The organism is Streptomyces poriferorum, from assembly GCF_019399235.1.
GTDB classification, from domain to species: Bacteria; Actinomycetota; Actinomycetes; order Streptomycetales; family Streptomycetaceae; genus Streptomyces; species Streptomyces poriferorum.
The window spans coordinates 21,756-39,585 of sequence record NZ_JAELVH010000022.1; the positions used below are offsets into that span (position 1 = coordinate 21,756).

Annotated in this window: 21 protein-coding genes and 3 tRNA genes; 5 read left to right on the forward strand and 19 right to left on the reverse strand. The window is 70.9% G+C overall.

What is annotated here, in order from left to right:
- Positions 1–6: 6 nt before the first annotated feature.
- From JGS39_RS06590 to JGS39_RS06615, 6 genes are all read right to left on the reverse strand, one after another.
- Complete coding sequence (locus JGS39_RS06590) at positions 7–1,062, reverse strand: UDP-N-acetylmuramate dehydrogenase (protein WP_219567770.1); 1,056 nt, start codon at positions 1,060–1,062, stop codon at positions 7–9.
- Positions 1,063–1,216: 154 nt separating this feature from the next.
- Positions 1,217–1,645, reverse strand: a complete 429-nt coding sequence (locus JGS39_RS06595) for a MaoC family dehydratase (RefSeq protein WP_219567771.1) — start codon at positions 1,643–1,645, stop codon at positions 1,217–1,219.
- On the reverse strand, positions 1,645–2,097 hold the full coding sequence (locus JGS39_RS06600) for a MaoC family dehydratase N-terminal domain-containing protein (protein WP_219567772.1): 453 nt from the start codon (positions 2,095–2,097) through the stop codon (positions 1,645–1,647). Before JGS39_RS06600 ends, JGS39_RS06595 begins: the two co-directional genes overlap by 1 nt.
- A 127-nt stretch (positions 2,098–2,224) precedes the next feature.
- Entirely contained in the window at positions 2,225–2,389 is a 165-nt protein-coding gene (gene rpmG, locus JGS39_RS06605) for a 50S ribosomal protein L33 (protein ID WP_003956487.1), read from the reverse strand.
- An 89-nt stretch (positions 2,390–2,478) separates the two neighbouring features.
- A tRNA-Met gene (locus JGS39_RS06610) sits at positions 2,479–2,551 on the reverse strand.
- Between the two features lie 46 nt (positions 2,552–2,597).
- Positions 2,598–2,670 (reverse strand) — tRNA-Thr (locus JGS39_RS06615).
- Between the two features lie 277 nt (positions 2,671–2,947).
- Between JGS39_RS06615 and JGS39_RS06620 the strand changes: the two genes are divergently transcribed.
- Both JGS39_RS06620 and JGS39_RS06625 read left to right on the forward strand, forming a co-directional pair.
- Positions 2,948–4,225 carry an amidohydrolase family protein gene (locus JGS39_RS06620; protein ID WP_219567773.1) on the forward strand — a complete coding sequence of 426 codons (1,278 nt, stop codon included), beginning with the start codon at positions 2,948–2,950 and terminating at the stop codon, positions 4,223–4,225.
- A 34-nt stretch (positions 4,226–4,259) separates the two neighbouring features.
- A complete protein-coding gene (locus tag JGS39_RS06625; protein ID WP_219567774.1) occupies positions 4,260–4,916 on the forward strand; it encodes an SDR family oxidoreductase in 657 nt (218 codons plus the stop codon).
- 30 nt (positions 4,917–4,946) lie between these two features.
- On the opposite strand, the gene JGS39_RS06630 is transcribed toward JGS39_RS06625, so the two are convergent.
- Together JGS39_RS06630 and JGS39_RS06635 are read right to left on the reverse strand one after the other, a co-directional pair.
- Complete coding sequence (locus JGS39_RS06630) at positions 4,947–5,396, reverse strand: 2-thiouracil desulfurase family protein (protein ID WP_219567775.1); 450 nt, start codon at positions 5,394–5,396, stop codon at positions 4,947–4,949.
- A gap of 75 nt (positions 5,397–5,471) precedes the next feature.
- Positions 5,472–5,553 (reverse strand) — tRNA-Tyr (locus tag JGS39_RS06635).
- A gap of 215 nt (positions 5,554–5,768) precedes the next feature.
- On the opposite strand from JGS39_RS06635, the gene JGS39_RS06640 reads away from it, so the two are divergent.
- The 3 genes from JGS39_RS06640 to JGS39_RS06650 all read left to right on the forward strand — a co-directional run bounded on the left by JGS39_RS06640 (position 5,769) and on the right by JGS39_RS06650 (position 7,642).
- A complete protein-coding gene (locus JGS39_RS06640) occupies positions 5,769–6,257 on the forward strand; it encodes a YajQ family cyclic di-GMP-binding protein (protein WP_219567776.1) in 489 nt (162 codons plus the stop codon).
- A gap of 150 nt (positions 6,258–6,407) precedes the next feature.
- On the forward strand, positions 6,408–6,926 hold the full coding sequence (locus tag JGS39_RS06645) for a methylated-DNA--[protein]-cysteine S-methyltransferase (protein WP_219567777.1): 519 nt from the start codon (positions 6,408–6,410) through the stop codon (positions 6,924–6,926).
- On the forward strand, positions 6,926–7,642 hold the full coding sequence (locus JGS39_RS06650; protein WP_219567778.1) for an alpha-ketoglutarate-dependent dioxygenase AlkB family protein: 717 nt from the start codon (positions 6,926–6,928) through the stop codon (positions 7,640–7,642). Before JGS39_RS06645 ends, JGS39_RS06650 begins: the two co-directional genes overlap by 1 nt.
- Here JGS39_RS06650 and JGS39_RS06655 read toward each other — a convergent pair.
- From JGS39_RS06655 to JGS39_RS06705, 11 genes are all read right to left on the reverse strand, one after another.
- A complete protein-coding gene (locus tag JGS39_RS06655; protein WP_148020198.1) occupies positions 7,603–7,878 on the reverse strand; it encodes a GlsB/YeaQ/YmgE family stress response membrane protein in 276 nt (91 codons plus the stop codon). The genes JGS39_RS06650 and JGS39_RS06655 overlap by 40 nt on opposite strands.
- Positions 7,879–8,010: 132 nt before the next feature.
- The gene (locus JGS39_RS06660) at positions 8,011–8,403 is read right to left on the reverse strand and encodes a YccF domain-containing protein (protein WP_219567779.1); all 393 of its coding nucleotides are present in this window, start codon (positions 8,401–8,403) and stop codon (positions 8,011–8,013) included.
- Positions 8,400–9,263 (reverse strand): zinc metalloprotease HtpX, encoded by an 864-nt coding sequence (gene htpX / locus JGS39_RS06665; protein WP_219567780.1) that lies wholly within the window; start codon positions 9,261–9,263, stop codon positions 8,400–8,402. Before htpX ends, JGS39_RS06660 begins: the two co-directional genes overlap by 4 nt.
- A gap of 195 nt (positions 9,264–9,458) precedes the next feature.
- Positions 9,459–9,923 (reverse strand): large conductance mechanosensitive channel protein MscL, encoded by a 465-nt coding sequence (gene mscL, locus JGS39_RS06670; protein WP_219567786.1) that lies wholly within the window; start codon positions 9,921–9,923, stop codon positions 9,459–9,461.
- Between the two features lie 211 nt (positions 9,924–10,134).
- The gene (locus JGS39_RS06675) at positions 10,135–11,694 is read right to left on the reverse strand and encodes an NADH-quinone oxidoreductase subunit N (RefSeq protein ID WP_371930602.1); all 1,560 of its coding nucleotides are present in this window, start codon (positions 11,692–11,694) and stop codon (positions 10,135–10,137) included.
- The gene (locus JGS39_RS06680; RefSeq protein ID WP_219567787.1) at positions 11,691–13,265 is read right to left on the reverse strand and encodes a complex I subunit 4 family protein; all 1,575 of its coding nucleotides are present in this window, start codon (positions 13,263–13,265) and stop codon (positions 11,691–11,693) included. The genes JGS39_RS06675 and JGS39_RS06680 overlap by 4 nt, the downstream gene beginning before the upstream one ends.
- A gap of 27 nt (positions 13,266–13,292) precedes the next feature.
- Entirely contained in the window at positions 13,293–15,293 is a 2,001-nt protein-coding gene (locus tag JGS39_RS06685; RefSeq protein ID WP_219567781.1) for an NADH-quinone oxidoreductase subunit 5 family protein, read from the reverse strand.
- Complete coding sequence (nuoK, locus tag JGS39_RS06690) at positions 15,290–15,709, reverse strand: NADH-quinone oxidoreductase subunit NuoK (protein ID WP_219567782.1); 420 nt, start codon at positions 15,707–15,709, stop codon at positions 15,290–15,292. Before nuoK ends, JGS39_RS06685 begins: the two co-directional genes overlap by 4 nt.
- A complete protein-coding gene (locus JGS39_RS06695; RefSeq protein WP_219567783.1) occupies positions 15,709–16,368 on the reverse strand; it encodes an NADH-quinone oxidoreductase subunit J family protein in 660 nt (219 codons plus the stop codon). The genes nuoK and JGS39_RS06695 overlap by 1 nt, the downstream gene beginning before the upstream one ends.
- Positions 16,368–17,015: a NuoI/complex I 23 kDa subunit family protein gene (locus JGS39_RS06700; protein WP_219567784.1), complete on the reverse strand. Its 648-nt coding sequence runs from the start codon at positions 17,013–17,015 to the stop codon at positions 16,368–16,370. Before JGS39_RS06700 ends, JGS39_RS06695 begins: the two co-directional genes overlap by 1 nt.
- Positions 17,015–17,830 (reverse strand): complex I subunit 1/NuoH family protein (locus JGS39_RS06705; protein WP_219567785.1); only part of this gene is annotated, 816 nt, incomplete at its 5' end. The genes JGS39_RS06705 and JGS39_RS06700, both read right to left, overlap by 1 nt.

Below are 17,830 nucleotides of genomic sequence, written 5' to 3' on the forward strand. Positions count from 1 at the left end.
CGCCGCCTACAGGCTCACGCCGACGGTCACCGGTTCGTTGACGAGCGTGACGCCGAAGACGTCGTGGACCCCGGCGACGACCTCGCGTGCCAGGGCCAGCAGGTCCTCGGTGCTCGCCGCGCCGCGGTTCGTGAGGGCCAGGGTGTGCTTGGTGGAGATGCGGGCAGGGCCGGAGCCGTATCCCTTGGTGAAACCGGCCCGGTCGATGAGCCAGGCCGCCGAGGTCTTGGTACGTCCCTCGCCCGCGGGGAAGGCGGGGGGCGTGACGTCCGGTCCGAGGTGCTGCGCCACCCGGGCGAGGAAGGCCTCGAACTGCGCCGGGTCCAGGATCGGGTTGGTGAAGAAGGACCCGGCCGACCAGGTGTCGTGGTCCTCGGGGTCGAGCACCATGCCCTTGCCGGCGCGGAGCCGGAGCACGGTTTCACGGGCGGCCGCGGCGGGGACGCGCTCCCCCTCCTCCACACCCATGGCACGTGCCGTCTCGGGGTACTTGAGGGGCGCGGACAGGCCGCCCGCCTCTTCCAGCCCGAAGCGGACACGCAGCACCACGAACCGGTCGGGTTCGGCCTTGAAGCGGCTGTGCCGGTACGCGAAGGCGCACTCGGAGTTCGGGATCGTGACCGTTTCCCGGGTGCGCCGGTCGTAGGCGACGACCTCCGTGATGGTGGACGACACCTCCTGCCCGTAGGCCCCGACGTTCTGGATCGGGGTGGCCCCCGCCGATCCGGGGATGCCGGCCAGGCATTCGAGGCCCGCCAGTCCGGCCTCCACACTGCGGGCGACGGCGTCCGTCCAGACCTCTCCGGCGGCCAGTTCGAGCGTGGGCCCGTCCAGCACGAAGCCCTTGGTCGCGATGCGCAGGGCGGTGCCTTCGAAGCCCTTGTCACCGATGACCAGGTTGCTGCCCCCGCCGATGACCAGGAGGGGGGTACCGCTGTCGTCGGCCTCGCGCACGGCCTCGACCACTTCGGCGTCGGTCGTCGCGGTGAGGAGCCGGGTGGCGGGGCCGCCGAGCCGGAAGGTGGTCAGGGGGGCGAGGGGCGCGTCGTGGAGTTCCTGCACGGGGACAAGAGTACGGTCCACGCTCCGCCGGCCGGGCACCTCGGCCCCTGGGCCGCGCCCCCTGCGCGGCGGGCGGGCCCCACGCTCACGACCTCATGCGTAAGGGGCGCGGCCCCATGGACCGCGCCCCTTGCGTCAGCACGTCGCGACGGTGTCAGCCGAGCTGCACCACGGCGCGGGACATGCCCAGCACCTTCTTGTCGCCGCTCGTCGCCGTCAGGTCGACCCGTACGCGCTTGTCGTCCAGCAGCGCGCCCACCTTGGCGCTGACCTCGATCAGCGCGCCCTTGTCGTCGTTGGGGACGACGACCTGCCGGGTGAACCGCACCCCGTACTCGACGACCGCACCCGGGTCACCGGCCCAGTCCGTGACCACGCGGATCGCCTCGGCCATGGTGAACATGCCGTGGGCGATCACGTCCTCCAGCCCGACCTCGCGCGCGAACTTCTCGTTCCAGTGGATCGGGTTGAAGTCGCCCGAGGCGCCCGCGTACTGCACGAGCGTCGCGCGGGTGACCGGGAAGGACCGCGCCGGCAGCTCCGTACCGACCTCGACCGAGTCGTAACTCACCTTCGCCGTCATCACGCCTCCTCGGCGGCGCGTGCCACCAGCTTCGTCCACGCCGTCACGACATGCTCACCGGACTCGTCGTGCACTTCGCCACGGATGTCCACGATGTCGTTCCCCGCCAGGGACTTGATCGCCTCGATCGTCGAGGTGACCGTCAGCCGGTCCCCCGCCCGCACCGGACGCGCATAGACGAACTTCTGGTCACCGTGCACGACCCGGCTGTAGTCCAGGCCCAGCAGCGGGTCCTGGACGACCTGGCCGGCGGCCTTGAACGTGATCGAGAACACGAACGTCGGCGGCGCGATGACATCGCTGTGACCGAGCGCCCTGGCCGCTTCGGGGTCGACGTACGCCGGATTTGCGTCGCCCACCGCCTCGGCGAACTCTCGGATCTTCTCCCGGCCGACCTCGTACGCCGGGGTGGGCGGATAGGTCCGCCCCACGAAGGACTGGTCGAGCGCCATGAGCTCGCAACCTCCTGATGAAAGATGAAGGGGCCGCAGCACAGCTACGGCCACAGCTACAGGTACAGCCCAGTACAAACGACACGAGGCCGCCCCCAATGGGGACGGCCTCGTGTACGAGCCTGATTCAGCGCGTTTCGCGGTGCGCAGTGTGCGAGTTGCAGCGCGGGCAATGCTTCTTCATCTCAAGACGGTCCGGGTTGTTACGCCGGTTCTTCTTGGTGATGTAGTTCCGCTCCTTGCACTCCACGCAGGCCAGCGTGATCTTCGGGCGGACGTCGGTGGCAGCCACGTGAGTGCTCCTTGGACGGACGGTGGACGGATGAACGCAAAAAAAGAGTAGCCGATCGGAGGACCGACCCCACAATCGGCTACTGTTAGTAGCGGTGACCGGACTTGAACCGGTGACACAGCGATTATGAGCCGCTTGCTCTACCGACTGAGCTACACCGCTTTGATGACTGAGTCCCCCCGCCGAAGCGGGGTTTCCCGATCACCAGAGCCCCAATGCGGAATCGAACCGCAGACCTTCTCCTTACCATGGAGACGCTCTACCGACTGAGCTATTGGGGCGAGCGATGAAGACATTACACGTCGGTCGCCGTTCACCCAAATCCGTTTCGAAGCCCCATCCCGCGCCCTCGATCAGCACCGCTCCAGGGCCTTGCCAGGCCCCGCTCCGGGCCCTTGATCAGCCACTCGTCCACCCCTGGCCCCTCACGTGATCCCCGGCCCCTCACGCACCACGGGACCGCGCCGGTACGACTATTTCGCTCCTCCTCGAACCGGGCCGGGCACACCCCTAGGCTCGTCTCACTCTGAGTGATCCTGACCCCTCCCAGGAGCCGCGATGCCCGACAGTCAGCCGCGGCAGCCGGACGACCACAGGGCCGACTCCACCGGCAGCCCGGCGAACTCCGCGCTGACGCTCTGCGGCGCCCGTCTCGCCGACGGCCGCATCGTGGACGTACGGCTCGGCGGCGGCCGCATCGAGGCCGTCGGCACCGCCGGGAGCCTCGTCGCGCCCGGCGCCCGCCTGGACCTCGGCGGCCACCTGCTGCTCCCCGCCCCCGCCGAACCGCACGCCCACAGCGACACCGCGCTGACCGCGGACGGCGCCGGACCCGGCACCCCCGGGCCCGCGTCGCAGCACCCCGACGACGTCCAGCGACGCGCCACCGAGGCCGCGTTGCTGCAACTCGGCCACGGTGCCACCGCCCTGCGCTCACACGTACGGATCGGCGACATACAGGGCCTGGGCGCCCTCGAAGCCGTGCTTCAGGCCCGCCGTTCGCTGCGCGGGCTCGCCGATCTGACCGCGGTCGCCGTCCCCCGGCTGCTCACCGGCGTCGCGGGAGCCGGCAACCTGGCGATGCTGCGCGACGCGCTGAAGATGGGAGCCGGCGCGGTCGGCGGCTGCCCCGACCTGGATCCCGACCCGGCGGGGTACACGGAGGCCGTCCTGGAGGTCGCGGCCGAGCACGGCTGCCCCGTCGACCTGCACACGGACAGTGACGATCCGGCCCGGCTCGCCCGGTTCGCGGCGATGGCGGGCGGAATGCGGCAGGGGGTCTCCATCGGCCCGTGCGCCGGTCTCTCCCGGCTTCCCGAGGAGGCTGCCGCCCGCGCCGCCGACCAGCTCGCCGCAGCCGGTGTGACGGTCATCTGCCTCCCTCAGGGCGGCTGCTGCGGGGCCGAGCGGCGGGGCACCGCTCCCGTACGGCTGCTGCGCGCGGCCGGTGTGCGGGTCGCGGCGGGCAGCGGGGCGTTGCGCGACCTCGCCAACCCGGTGGGGCGCGGCGACCCGCTGGAGGCCGCCTTCCTGCTGGCGTCGCAGAGCGGGCTGCGGCCCGAGCACGCCTACGAGGCCGTCTCGACGGAGGCCCGGCGCGCCATGGGGCTGCCCGAGGTCCGGGTCGAGGCGGGCTTCCCCGCGGAGCTCCTCGCCGTGCGCGGGGAGCAGCTGGCCGGGGTGCTCTCCCTGGCGTACAGCCGCATCGTGGTGCACCGCGGCCGGGTGGTCGCCCGGACCAGCGCGGTGCGCGAGTACTGCGACTCCGAGACGGGCGGCTCGTTCGGGCTGCCACGCCAGGGGAGGCCTGATTCCGCGACGGGCGGCGGGCCTTGAGCGCGGCGGCGCTCCGCGGCGTACCGTCGACTTCATGCGCATTGTCATCGCAGGTGGACATGGTCAGATCGCGCTGCGGCTGGAGCGGCTGCTCGCTGCGCGCGGGGACGAGGCGGCGGGCATCATCCGCAACCCGCAGCAGAGCGAGGATCTCCGGGCCGCAGGAGCCGAACCCGTGGTCCTGGACCTCGAGTCGGCCACCGTGGAGGAGGCCGCCGAGGTGCTGCGCGGCGCCGACGCGGCGGTCTTCGCGGCCGGGGCGGGCCCGAACAGCGGCACGGAACGCAAGGACACGGTGGACCGGGGAGCCGCGGTGCTCTTCGCGGACGCGGCCCAGCGGGCGGGGGTGCGGCGCTACGTCGTGGTGTCGTCCATGGGCGCCGACCCGGACCATCCGGGCGACGAGGTGTTCGACGTCTACCTGCGGGCCAAGGGCGCTGCGGACGCGTACGTGCGCGCCCAGACGGCCCTCGACTGGACGATCCTGCGCCCCGGGATGCTGACGAACGACGCGGGCACCGGACAGGTCCTGCTCGCCGCGTCGACCGGGCGCGGCCCGGTGCCGCGCGACGATGTGGCGGCGGCGATCGCGGAGCTGCTGGACACCCCGGCGGCGGCGGGGCTCACGCTGGAACTGATCTCGGGCAACGTCCCGGTGTCGGTCGCCGTGAAGGACATCGCGGGGAACTGACCCCAGGGCGCAAGAAGGTCGTGGGCCCGGTCAGTCGCCGGTCGCGGGGCGGACGGCGATGCCGTGCCGCTCCAACACGGCGGCGGTGACCCCGTCGCCCTCGCGCAGCTCGCCGGCGAACGTGCCGTCATAGACGGCGCCGCGCCCGCAGGAAGGGCTGCGGGCCATGAGCAGCGCCTCGGTGCACCCGGCCTCGCGCGCGGCCTCCAGCTCCCTCCTGGCGCCGTCCACGAAAGCGTCGGTCACATCGTGTCCGGTGTCGTCCACGACGCGGGCCCGGCCGTCCAGCACGTCGTGCCCGTCACCGCCGACGATCTCGGCGGGGCGGCGGGGTGTGGGAAGCCCCGCGGCCACCTCGGGGCAGAAGGCGACGGGCGCCCGCCCGCCGAGGGCGGCGGTCATCTCCGCCAAGGCCCTGCCCCGCCCGTCGAACCGGCAGGGCACACCCCGCAGACACGCGCTGACCAGCACGGATTCCATCTTCACGCCCCTCGTCACGGCACAGCGTCACACAACAGAGAAGGCCCCCGTCCGAAGGACGGGGGCCTTGCTATGTGGCGGCGCCAGGGTTCGAACCTGGGTAGGCTGAGCCGGCAGATTTACAGTCTGCTCCCTTTGGCCACTCGGGCACACCGCCAAGGGATGCTGCCGTGGGGCCCCGCCTTGCGGCGGCGCTCTGTGGCAACGACGTAAACGATACCTGATGCCCGGGGGTGCTACGCCACTGGATTGATCAGCGGCCGGGACGGGCGCGGGTGGCTAGGCTTTGTGGGCGGCGTGGTGCCCGAAGGGGCCGCGACCGCCCCTGTAAGCACTTCCTTTCCAGCACCCCGATACAAGGAGCCACACGTCATGGCCGACTCCAGTTTCGACATCGTCTCGAAGGTCGAGCGGCAGGAGGTCGACAACGCCCTCAACCAGGCCGCCAAGGAGATCTCCCAGCGCTACGACTTCAAGGGCACCGGGGCGTCGATCTCCTGGTCCGGCGAGAAGATCCTGATGGAGGCGAACGGCGAGGAGCGCGTCAAGGCGATCCTCGACATCTTCCAGTCCAAGCTGATCAAGCGCGGCATCTCGCTGAAGTCGCTGGACGCGGGCGAGCCGCAGCTGTCCGGCAAGGAGTACAAGCTGTTCTGCACGATCGAGGAAGGCATCTCCCAGGAGAACGCCAAGAAGGTCGCGAAGATCATTCGTGACGACGGCCCCAAGGGCGTCAAGGCGCAGGTCCAGGGCGACGAGCTGCGGGTCAGCTCGAAGAGCCGGGACGACCTGCAGGCCGTGCAGGCGCTGCTGAAGGGCCAGGACTTCGAGTTCGACGTCCAGTTCGCGAACTACCGGTAGGACGCGGTGGTCCGGGAGCGGGGCGGAACGCGCTGCTCCGCACCCGGACTGCATGTCCGAATACCGCCGGTCGCGGTGGTTCGGGCAACGCAGACTGGTCCGTGCCGGCCGACGATACGGCGGGCCGACGGACGAGGAGAGGGACGAGTCATGACCATGTACGCGACGGTCGACAGCCCGCTGGGCGAGCTGCTGCTGGTCGGCGAGGAGGCCGCGGGCCCTGCCGGCGCCGCGGCGGGGATCGCGCTCGTCTCGCTCTCCCTGCCCGGGCAGAAGGGCGCGGCGGTCGTCCAGGACGGCTGGCGGCACGATCCCGCGGCGTTCGAGGGGATCGCCGCCCAGTTGCGGGAGTACTTCGAGGGGCGGCGGACCCGCTTCGACGTCCGGTACGCCGACGGGCGGGGCACCGACTTCCAGCGCCGGGTCTGGGCCGCGCTGGACGCTGTTCCGTACGGTGAGACGGTGTCGTACGGGCAGATCGCCGAGCGGGTCGGTTCCGCCGGGGCGGGTGTCCGGGCCGTGGGGACGGCCATCGGGCGCAATCCGTTGCTGGTGGTGCGGCCGTGCCACCGGGTCATCGGCGCGGACGGGGCGCTGCGCGGCTACGCGGGCGGCCTGGAGCGCAAGGAGCGGCTCCTGGGGCTCGAGGGCGCCCTGGCCGCGGGCTGATGACCGGGCTCTTCCCCAGGCCGCGGGCGATGGTCGCGCCGGGCGCCGTACACATACCGGAGTGGCTGTCGGCCGAGCAGCAGCGGGAGTTGGTGGTGGCGTGCCGTGCATGGGCGCGCGGGCCCGTTCCGCTGCGGCACACGGCGCTGCCGGGTGGTGGGGTGATGTCCGTGCGGACCGTGTGCCTGGGGTGGCACTGGCAGCCGTACCGGTACACCCGCACGGCGGACGACGTGAACGGTGCGCCGGTCGCCCCGTTCCCGCAGTGGCTGGCGGAGCTGGGGCGGGCGGCGGTGGCGGAGGCGTACGGGACGGAGAGTCCGGTACGGACGTACGCGCCCGATGCCGCGCTGATCAACTTCTATGACGCCGCCGCGCGGATGGGCATGCACCAGGACAAGGAGGAACGGTCCGGTGCCCCTGTCGTCTCGCTCAGCATCGGCGACACGTGCGTCTTCCGCTTCGGCAACACGGAGAACCGGGGGCGGCCCTACACGGACGTGGAGTTGGCCTCCGGGGACCTGTTCGTCTTCGGCGGGCCCTCACGTCACGCGTTCCACGGAGTTCCGAGGATCCGTCCCGGCACGGCGGGTCCCGGGACGGGGATGAGCGGTGGCCGGCTCAATCTGACGCTGCGCGAGACAGGTCTCGGCGCCCCGGGGCCCGACGAGGCGCGTCAGCGGCGTTCGCGGGAGTTCCCGAACAGCAGCCGGTAGCCGATCAACAGGACGAGCGAACCGCCTATGGCCGATACCCAGGTCGCCGGGTCGAAGAAGTCCTCGTTGTCGATCGTGCGGTCCAGGAAGCGCGTCGCTATCCAGCCGCCCAGGAAGGCGCCGACGATCCCGATGAGGGTGGTCCCCACGAGGCCGCCGGGGTCGCGGCCCGGCAGCAGGATCTTGGCGATGACGCCCGCGACAAGTCCCAGAATGATCCAGCCAATGATGGTCATGCGCGCCAACCTACCCGTCACTCGGTCCTGCAATCCAAGACGTTCGTGACGGGTCGGCTGGTTGCGGACAACGGCTGTGAACTGCTGCGGACTGCTGTGAACCGCCTGTGCTCCGCTCGGCGTGCGGGGTGGCTACCAGCCGGCGAACTGGTCGTCGGTGCTGACGATCTCCTTGCCGAAGGGGAACAGCGAGACCGGGATCAGCTTGAAGTTCGCGATGCCCAGCGGGATGCCGATGATCGTGATGCACAGGGCGATGCCGGTGGTGATGTGGCCGAGCGCCAGCCACCAGCCGGCGAGGACCAGCCAGAGCACGTTGCCGACGCAGGAGGGCGCACCCGCGTCCCGGCGGTCGACGACACGGTGGCCGAAGGGCCACAGCGCGTAGAGGCCGATACGGAAGGCCGCCAGGCCGAACGGGATGCCGATGATCGTGATGCACAGCAGAAGTCCCGCGAGGATGTATCCGAGGAACATCCAGAAGCCGCACAGGACCAGCCAAATGACGTTCAGAATTGTCTTCACGGGCGATGACCTGCCATCTGCTCTAGTCGGGCGATGCGCTCCGCCATCGGCGGGTGGGTCGAGAACATCTTGGACATGCCCTGCCCGGGGCGGAACGGGTTCGCGATCATCATGTGGCTCGCGGTCTCGATCCGGGGTTCGGGGGGCAGTGGAAGCTGCTTGGTGCCGGCGTCCAGCTTCCGCAGGGCACTGGCCAGGGCCAGCGGGTCGCCGGTCAGCTGGGCGCCCGAGGCGTCCGCCTCGTACTCCCGGGAACGGCTGACGGCCAGTTGGATCACGGACGCGGCGAGCGGGCCCAGGATCATGATCAGGAGCATACCGAGGATGCCGGGGCCGTCGTCGTCGTTGGAGCGGCCGATCGGGATCAGCCAGGCGAAGTTGACCAGGAACATGACGACGGAGGCGAGCGCCCCGGCGACGGACGAGATCAGGATGTCGCGGTTGTAGACATGACTGAGCTCGTGTCCGAGGACGCCGCGCAGTTCCCGTTCGTCCAGGATCTGGAGGATGCCCTCGGTGCAGCAGACCGCGGCGTTGCGCGGGTTGCGGCCGGTCGCGAAGGCGTTGGGGGCCTGGGTCGGGGAGATGTAGAGCCGCGGCATGGGCTGGCGGGCCGCGGTGGAGAGCTCACGGACCATGCGGTAGAGCTGGGGCGCCTCGAACTCGCTCACCGGGCGGGCACGCATGGCCCGCAGCGCCAGCTTGTCGCTGTTCCAGTACGCGTAGGCGTTGGTGCCGACGGCCACGAGGAGCGCGACGATCAGGCCCGTGCGTCCGAAGAAGCTGCCGATGACGATGATGAGTGCGGACAGGCCCCCGAGGAGTACGGCGGTTCTCAGCCCGTTGTGCCGGCGGTGCACGGTACGCCCTCCAAATGGTGCCGCAGGGGAACCCTTGCTTGGTGGTGCTCCACTCCCCAGTGGAGCCTCCCGTACTGGTCAACGCCAGGCGGGGAAAGCTAGTTCCCTTGTGCTCACGGCCGCGGGGCCCGGCCGCTCCGGGCGTTCGTGCCGGAGCGGGCCGTAGGCCGTACGGGTGGAGGGGGTGCCGCCGGGTCAGCGCTGGACGGGCAGTTTCGCGAGCGCCAGGGCCTCGGGGTCGGGCTCGACCTCACTGGTGCAGTGGGCGCAGCGGGAGGCGACGGCGGGGATCGCCGTGTAGCAGCGGGGGCAGTCGCGCAGGGCGGCCTTGATGTCGACCTGCTCCTGGTCCTTCTTGGCGGTGAAGCGGTCCTGGACCTTGGACATGGGCACGACGACGCAGAAGTAGAGGACCGCGGCGGTGATGAGGAAGGCGATCGCGGCGCTGACGAAGAGGCCGTAGGGGAACGTCACGCCGTCGAACTTGAAGTGCGCCTTGCTGAAGTCGCCCGTCCCGCGGGTGATGATGCCGATCAGCGGCACGATGAACGCGTTGCTGAACCCGGTGACGACCGCGGTGAACGCCGCTCCGACGGCGAGGCCGATCGCCATGGAGATGACGTTGCCGCGAAGGATGAAGTCCTTGAACCCGTTCAGCACTGCTTCCGGCTCCTCTGTGGTGATGTGAAGGTTGTATGCGCCATCTGCCATGCGCGGGCATGACCCTGCCCTGTACGGGCTGCCGGGGGCAAACCGATCTTGAAGTCGCCGCCGGGCCGGACCGACGGAGGAGGCCGTTGGACCAGACCGTCGGAGGAACCACCGGGCGAGGCCGCCGGGCGGCCGCCGTATGAGCCGCCGTATGAGGGCGTCAGAACAGGTTGATGTCGGCGAATCTGAGGACGGTCTGCGGGGCGCCGGACAGGGCGATACCGGCGACGGCGGTGAGGACGATCGCGACGGTGAGCGGTGCCGGCGTGCGGTGGCGGGTGACGGACTGCTCCGTACCGTCCTCGGCGGGGCTGCGGAACAGGGCCGCGGTCCACTGGAGGTAGTAGTAGAGCGCGATCACGACGTTCACCGCCATGACGACGGCGAGCCAGCCGAGTCCGGCGTCGACGGCCGAGGAGAAGACCGTGACCTTGGCGAAGAGCCCGATGATGCCCGGCGGCAGTCCGGCCAGGCAGAGCAGGAAGAAGCCCATCGCGAGTGCGGCGAGCGGGCGCGTGGCGTACAGCCCCCGGTAGTCGGCGATGCGGTTGCCGGGGTGGGTACGGGCGACCAGCGCGGCCACCGCGAAGGCGCCGAGGTTCACGACGGCGTACATCAGTGCGTACGCGACGGTGGAGCCGATCTGCCGGTCTCCGGCGTACGCGGCGGCGGCGATCGGGACCAGGAGGTAGCCGGCCTGGGCGACGGACGACCAGGCGAGCAGCCGTACGGCGCTGCGGGCGCGGGTGGCGCTCTGGCGCAGCGCGGCGACGTTGCCGACGGTCATCGTGAGCGCGGCGAGGACGGCGAGGGCGGGGCCCCAGACGTCCGCGTACGACGGGAAGGCGACCACGGTGACGAGGATGAGGCCGGAGAAGCCGACCGCCTTGCCGACGACCGAGAGGTAGGCGGCGATCGGCAGGGGGGCGCCGACGTAGGTGTCGGGGACCCAGAAGTGGAAGGGTGCGGCGGCCGTCTTGAACGCGAAGCCGACGAGAGTGAGGGCGACTCCCGCCTGGGCCAGGGTCGAGAGCTGACCGGGGACGTCGTCGAGGCGGGCGGCGATCTCCGTGAGGTGGAGGGTGCCGGTCGCCGCGTACACGAAGCTGACGCCGAGGAGCATCACGGCGGTCGCGACGACGGAGGAGAGGAAGAACTTCAGCGCGGCCTCGGAGGAGCGCCGGTCGCCGCGCTTGATGCCGACGAGGGCGAAGGCGGGCAGCGAGGCGACTTCGAGGGCGACGACGAGGGTGGCGAGGTCGCGGGCGGCGGGCAGGAGGGCGGCGCCCGCGGCGGAGGACAGCAGCAGGAACCAGAACTCGCCGGCGGGCAGCTTGCGGGTGTCGCCGATGGAGAGCAGCGCGGTGAGCAGGGCGCCGCCGAGGACGAGTGCCTGGATGACCAGGGTGAAGTGGTCGGCGGTGTAGCTGCAGGCGCGGGTGCCGGTGGTGAGGCAGAAGGTGGAGCGGTCGCCGCCGTGCAGCGGAATGAGGAGGGCGAGCGCGGCGACGAGTCCGGCTACGGCCCCGTAGCCGAGGAGCGGCTTGCGGGCCGCGGGGACGAAGAGGTCGGCGACCAGGACGACGAGGGCGACGGCCGCGACGACGACCGGGGGCGCGATCGCGAGCCAGTCGACGGACTGGACGAGGCTGGTGGTGCTCCCGGCCGCTGACTGGACGAGGTGCGCTGCGCCGGGGGCGCTTTCGGCTGCCACGATCACGACTTGCCTCCTGCGAGGAGCTTCTGCACGGCCGGGTCGGTCAGGCCGAGGAGGACGGCGGGCCACAGGCCGGCGAGGACGGTGAGGGCCGCGAGGGGCGTCCAGGCCGCGAACTCGTAGCTCTGGACGTCGGCGATCGGGTGCGGTTCCTCGCGCTTGGCGCCCATGCAGACGCGGCGGACCACGATGAGCAGGTACGCGGCGGTGAGCAGGGTGCCGAACGCGGCGATGGACATGAAGGTCAGGAACGCGGCGCGGTTCAGGCCCTCGGCGGGGTCGAAGGCGCCGAACAGGGCGAGCATCTCGCCCCAGAAGCCGGCGAGGCCCGGCAGGCCGAGGGAGGCGACCGCGGCGAACGCGAGGAGGCCGCCCAGGCGGGGCGCGCGGCCGTAGAGCGCGGCGCCGGTCGCTCCGGCGAGGGTGTCGAGGTCGGCGGTGCCGTACCGGTCCTTGACCGCGCCGACCAGGAAGAACAGCAGGCCGGTGATGAGTCCGTGGGCGATGTTGGCGAAGAGTGCGCCGTTGACGCCGGTGGGGGTCATGCTCGCGATGCCGAGGAGGACGAAGCCCATGTGGCCGACGGAGGAGTACGCGATCAGCCGCTTCAGGTCGCCCTTGGCACCGGGCCGGGCGAGCGCCAGGCAGGCGAGCGAGCCGTAGATGATGCCGGCGACCGCGAAGGCCGCGAGGTAGGGCGCGAAGGTGTGCATGCCGTCGGGGGCGATCGGGAGCAGGATGCGGACGAATCCGTACGTGCCCATCTTCAGCATGACGCCGGCGAGGAGGACCGAGCCGACCGTCGGGGCGGCGGTGTGGGCGTCGGGGAGCCAGCTGTGCAGCGGCCACATCGGGGTCTTCACCGCGAGCCCGATGCCGATCGCGAGAACGGCGATGACCTGCACGGACGAGGTGAGGCCGCGGCCGTTGTCAGTGGCGAGTGCCACCATGTCGAAGGTGCCGCTCTTCAGTCCGATGAGGAGCAGGCCCAGCAGCATGACGACCGAGCCGAGCAGTGTGTAGAGGATGAACTTCCAGGCGGCTGCCTGCTTCTGCGCACCGCCCCAGCGGGCGATGAGGAAGTACATCGGGATGAGCACCATCTCGAACGCCAGGAAGAACAGCAGCAGATCGAGGACGGCGAAGGTCGCGAGGGTGCCGGACTCCAGGACGAGGATCAGGGCGACGAAGGCCTTCGGGGAGGGGCCCGCGGCCCGCGGCGTCAGCCGCTCATGTTGCAGCTTGAAGTAGCTGTAGAGCGCGCAGAGGAAGGTCAGCAGCGCGGTCAGTACGAGGAGGGGGAGCGAGATGCCGTCGATGCCGAGGTGGATGCGGACGTCGAGCGCCGGGATCCAGCTGATGTCGGTGGTGGCCTGCATCTTCGACGGGTGGTCGTGGTCGAAGCCCAGGGCCAGCACGATGGCGGCGATGAGGATCACGCCGGTGACGGTCACGCCGTGGCGGAGCACGGCCTGGTCCGGGTTCCTGCCCTTCAGCCCGGGCGGGGCCGGGAGCAGAGCGGCCACGGCTCCGAGGAGCGGCACGACGACGATGAACGCCAGAAGGAACTGCATCACGGATGCGCTGATATCGATCACGGCTCACGACCCGGCGTTGACGTTGGCGAAGACGACGGCGGCGACCGCCAGGACGAGCGAACCGGCGAGCAGTGCGCTGAGGTAGGTCTGCACGTTGCCGGTCTGCGCGCGGCGGACGGCGGTGCCGAGCCAGCGTGCGCCGGTGGCGGAGCCGCGTACGTAGGTCTCGACGACCTCGCGGTCCAGGAAGCGGACGAGGCTCGCCGCGGCCTGGACGGGGCGGACGAACAGGGCCGCGTACAGGGCGTCCAGGTGGAAGCCGGTGGCGGCGTGGCGGTGGAGCGGGCCGAGCAGCAGGCGGCCGGGGTCGGCCGGGTCGGGGGCGTCACCGGCGGGGCCGTAGGCGGCGGTGTGGCTCTCCAGGGCCTCGATCTCGACGAGGGCCGGTTCCGCGTCGGGATGGGCCACGACCGAACCCATGGGGGTGCGGGCGGCGATTGCCGTGGTGTGGCGCCAGGCTCCGTAGGTGACGAGACCGCCGACGAGTCCGACGCCTGTGGACAGCACGGCGGTGGTCAGCGACGGGGTGAGGCTGTGGCCGTCGAACCAGTCGGTGATCACGCCGACGGTGATTCCGAAGGCCATGGTGGGGACGGCCAGCACCCAAAGGACCGACGTCATGGCGGCGGGCTGCCTGCCGTGGTCGGGGGCTTCGGCGCCGCGGCCGCGGAAGGCGAGGAGCCAGAGGCGGGTGGCGTAGGCGGCGGTGAGCACGGCGGCCAGGAGGCCGGCGACGAGGACGGTCCAGCCTGCCGCGGCCGGGGCGACGTGCCGGTCACCGAGGGCGGTGTGCTCGGCGGCGACGAGGACGGCTTCCTTGGAGAAGAAGCCGGCGAACGGAGGGATGGCGGCCAGCGCGAGGAGGGCGACCGTCATCGTCCAGTAGGCGTCGGGGATGCGCTTGGCAAGGCCTCCCATACGGGACATGGCGGCCAGTGAGTTGGTACCGGCGGCGTGGATCACGACGCCCGCGGCGAGGAAGAGGACGGCTTTGAACGCACCGTGCGAGATGAGGTGGAAGACGGCGGCGCCGCGGTCGCCGACGGCCAGGGCCCCGGACATGTATCCGAGCTGGCCGATGGTCGAGTACGCGAGGACGCGCTTGATGTCGTCCTGCGCGAGGGCTGCGAGTCCGGAACCGATCATCGTGACGGCGGCCATGACCGCGAGGACGACGAGGGCGGCGCCGGATTCGGCGAAGACGGGGAGGAGCCGGGCCACGAAGTAGATACCGGCGGCCACCATCGTCGCCGCGTGGATCAGCGCGGAGACGGGCGTGGGGCCGGCCATCGCGTCGGGCAGCCAGGTGTGCAGCGGGAACTGCGCGGACTTGCCCGCGACACCGGCGAGGAGGAGCAGGGCGATCAGCGTGGGGTGGTCGAGACCGCCATGGGCGACGGAGCCGAGGATGCCGGTGATGCGGAACGTGCCGGTGTCGGCGGCGAGGGCGAACAGACCGATGAGGAAGGGGACGTCGCCGAGCTTGGTGACCAGGAAGGCCTTGAGGGAGGCGGCACGGGCTTCAGGCGTCTCCCAGTAGTGGCCGACCAGGAAGTACGAGCAGATGCCCATGATCTCCCAGCCGACCAGGAGCACCATCAGGTCGCCGGAGTAGACGACGAGCAGCATCGCGGAGGTGAAGAGGGAGACCAGGGCCGCGTACGAGGGATAGCGGGGGTCGTCGCGCAGGTAGGCGGTCGAGTAGATCTGCACGCAGCTCGCGACGAGGCCGACCAGGACGGCGACGAGGACGGCGAAGCCGTCGAGGTGCAGCGCGAGGTCGATCGGGACCGAGCCGGTGGGAGTGAGCTGGGTCGACGCGTCGATGGCCGGCCCGCCGCCCTGGCGTGCGGCGACAACGGCCGCGATGACGAGGGAGGCAAGGGAGGGCAGGACGGCGAGCGGCCGGACGAAGCCCGGTGCGCTGCGGCCGAGGAGGAGGCCGGCCGCCGCGCCCAGGAACGGGAGAAGGGGGACGAGCGCGGCGAGGGTCGTGGTGGTCACGCGGTGGCCTCAGCCTTCTTTGCCTTCCCTGCCGGAGCAGTGGCCTGGTCTTCGGGGGCTTCGGCGTCGCTCTCGTCGTCCGGGTCGTCCGGGAGTTCTTCGGCTTCGTCGGTCTCGGCGGTGTCGCGGAGGCGGTCGATGTCCGAACTGGCCCGGTTGCGGTAGACGGCGAGGACGATCGCCAGGCCGATGCCGATCTCCGCCGCCGCGATGGCGATGGTGAACAGGGTGAGGGCCTGGCCGGAGTGCAGGGCGTCGCGGAGCCAGACGTCGAAGGCGACGAGGTTGAGGTTGACGGCGTTGAGCATCAGCTCGACGGACATCAGGACGAGGATCGCGTTGCGCCGGGCGAGGACTCCGTACAGCCCGGTACAGAAGAGGAGGGCGGCGAGCACGGCGGGATAGGCGAGGTGCATCAGCGCTTGTCCTCTCGGGGTGCGGTCGCTCGGGGGGCGTTCGCACCGGGTGCGCTCGCACGGGGCGCGGTCGCTCCGGGCGCGGTTTCCCTGCCCCTGCGGGACAGGACGATCGCGCCGACGAGGGCGGCGAGCAGGAGGACGGAGAGCGCTTCGAAGGGCAGCACCCAGTGCCGGAAGAGGAAGGAGCCCGTGGCCTCGGTGGAGCCCTGGGCCGGGCCGTCCAGTTCGATCCAGGTGGTGCGGAAGGCGTCGACGACGACCCATACGAGGGTGCCGGCCGCGGCGACGGCCACCGCGAGGGCGGTCCAGCGGTTCTCCGAATCGGCGTCCGGGGAGCGGCCGATGGGGGCCCTGGTGAGCATCAGGCCAAAGAGAAGGAGTACGACCACGGAGCCGACGTAGATCAGTACCTGCACCCAGGCGATGAACTCTGCGGTGAGCAGGAGGTACTCGACGGCGAGACCGCCGAGCGCCACGATCAGCCAGAGCGCGGCGTGCACCAGCTGTCTGGTCGTGACGGTGACGAGGGCTGCGCCGAGGGTGGCGATGCCGACGAGGACGAAGGCGATCTCGACCCCGGTCGGGGAAAGGAAGCCGGGGTGGCTCGCGGCTGCGGCGAGGGCGGGGTCAAGGGAGGCGACTCCGGTGGCGATCATCACTCCTGTCCCTCCTGGGTGCCTTCGCGGTCTGCCGCTTCCTGTCCTGCCGCGTTCTGTCCTGCCGCGTTCTGCGCATCCGCCGCCTGCGCTGCCGCTTCCCGCTCTGCCGCTTCCTGTTCGCGCTGCGTGCGGAGCTTGTCCGCCGTCTTGCGGGCGGCGGCGATCTCCTTCGGTTCCTCGGCGGCCGGGTCGAGGGCCGGCGGCTCGGGAACCGTCCACATCCAGTCGCGCAGCTTGTCGCGCTCATGGGTGAGTTCGAGGATGTCCGTCTCCGCGTACTCGAACTCCGGTGACCAGAACAGCGCGTCGAACGGGCACACCTCGATGCAGATACCGCAGTACATGCAGAGCGAGAAGTCGATCGCGAACCGGTCCAGCACGTTGCGGCTGCGCTCTCGGCCGCCCTGGACCGCTGCGGGCACGGTCTCCTTGTGGGAGTCGATGTAGATGCACCAGTCCGGGCACTCACGCGCGCAGAGCATGCAGACCGTGCAGTTCTCCTCGAACAGCGCGATGACACCGCGGGAGCGGGGCGGGAGGTCGGGCTGCACGTCCGGGTACTGCGCGGTGACGGTCTTCTTCGTCATCGTCCGCAGGGTGACGGCGAGACCCTTGGCCAGACCTGAGCCGGGGATCGGAGGCACTAGTTGATCGCCACCTTCACGATGCCGGTGAGCGCGATCTGCGCGAGAGCGAGCGGGATGAGTGTGGTCCAGGCGAGCTTCTGGAGCTGGTCCTCGCGTAGCCGCGGATAGCTCACGCGCAGCCAGATGACGACGAAGGCGAGGATGCCGGCCTTCAGGAGCGTCCAGACCCAGCCGAGTCCGTCGGCGCCCAGCGGGCCGTGCCAGCCACCGAGGAAGAGGACGGTGGTGAGCCCGCACAGCACGACGATGCCCGCGTACTCGGCGAGCAGGAAGAGCGCGAAGCGGAGGCCGGTGTACTCGGTGTACGCGCCGAAGATGATCTCGGAGTCGGCGACCGGCATGTCGAACGGCGGGCGCTGGAGTTCGGCGAGGCCGGCCACGAAGAAGACCAGGGCACCGACGATCTGCCAGGGCAGCCACCACCACTCGAAGGCGTCGACGATGCCGGGGAGCGAGACGGTGCCGGCCGCCATCGCCACGGAGGCGGCGGCGAGCAGCATCGGCAGCTCGTACGCGAGCAGCTGCGCGGCGGTACGGAGGCCGCCGAGCAGGGAGAACTTGTTGGCGGACGCCCAGCCCGCCATGAGGGAGCCGAGCACGCCGACGCCCATCACGGCGAGCACGAAGAAGATGCCCGCGTCGACGACCTGGCCGACCGCGCCCTCACCGGGGCCGATCGGGATCGCGAGGAGGACGAGGAGGTACGGAAGCAGCGCGACGGCCGGCGCGAGCTGGAAGACCCTGCGGTCGGCCTCGGCCGGGACGATGTCTTCCTTCTGCGCGAACTTCACGCCGTCCGCGACGAGCTGGGC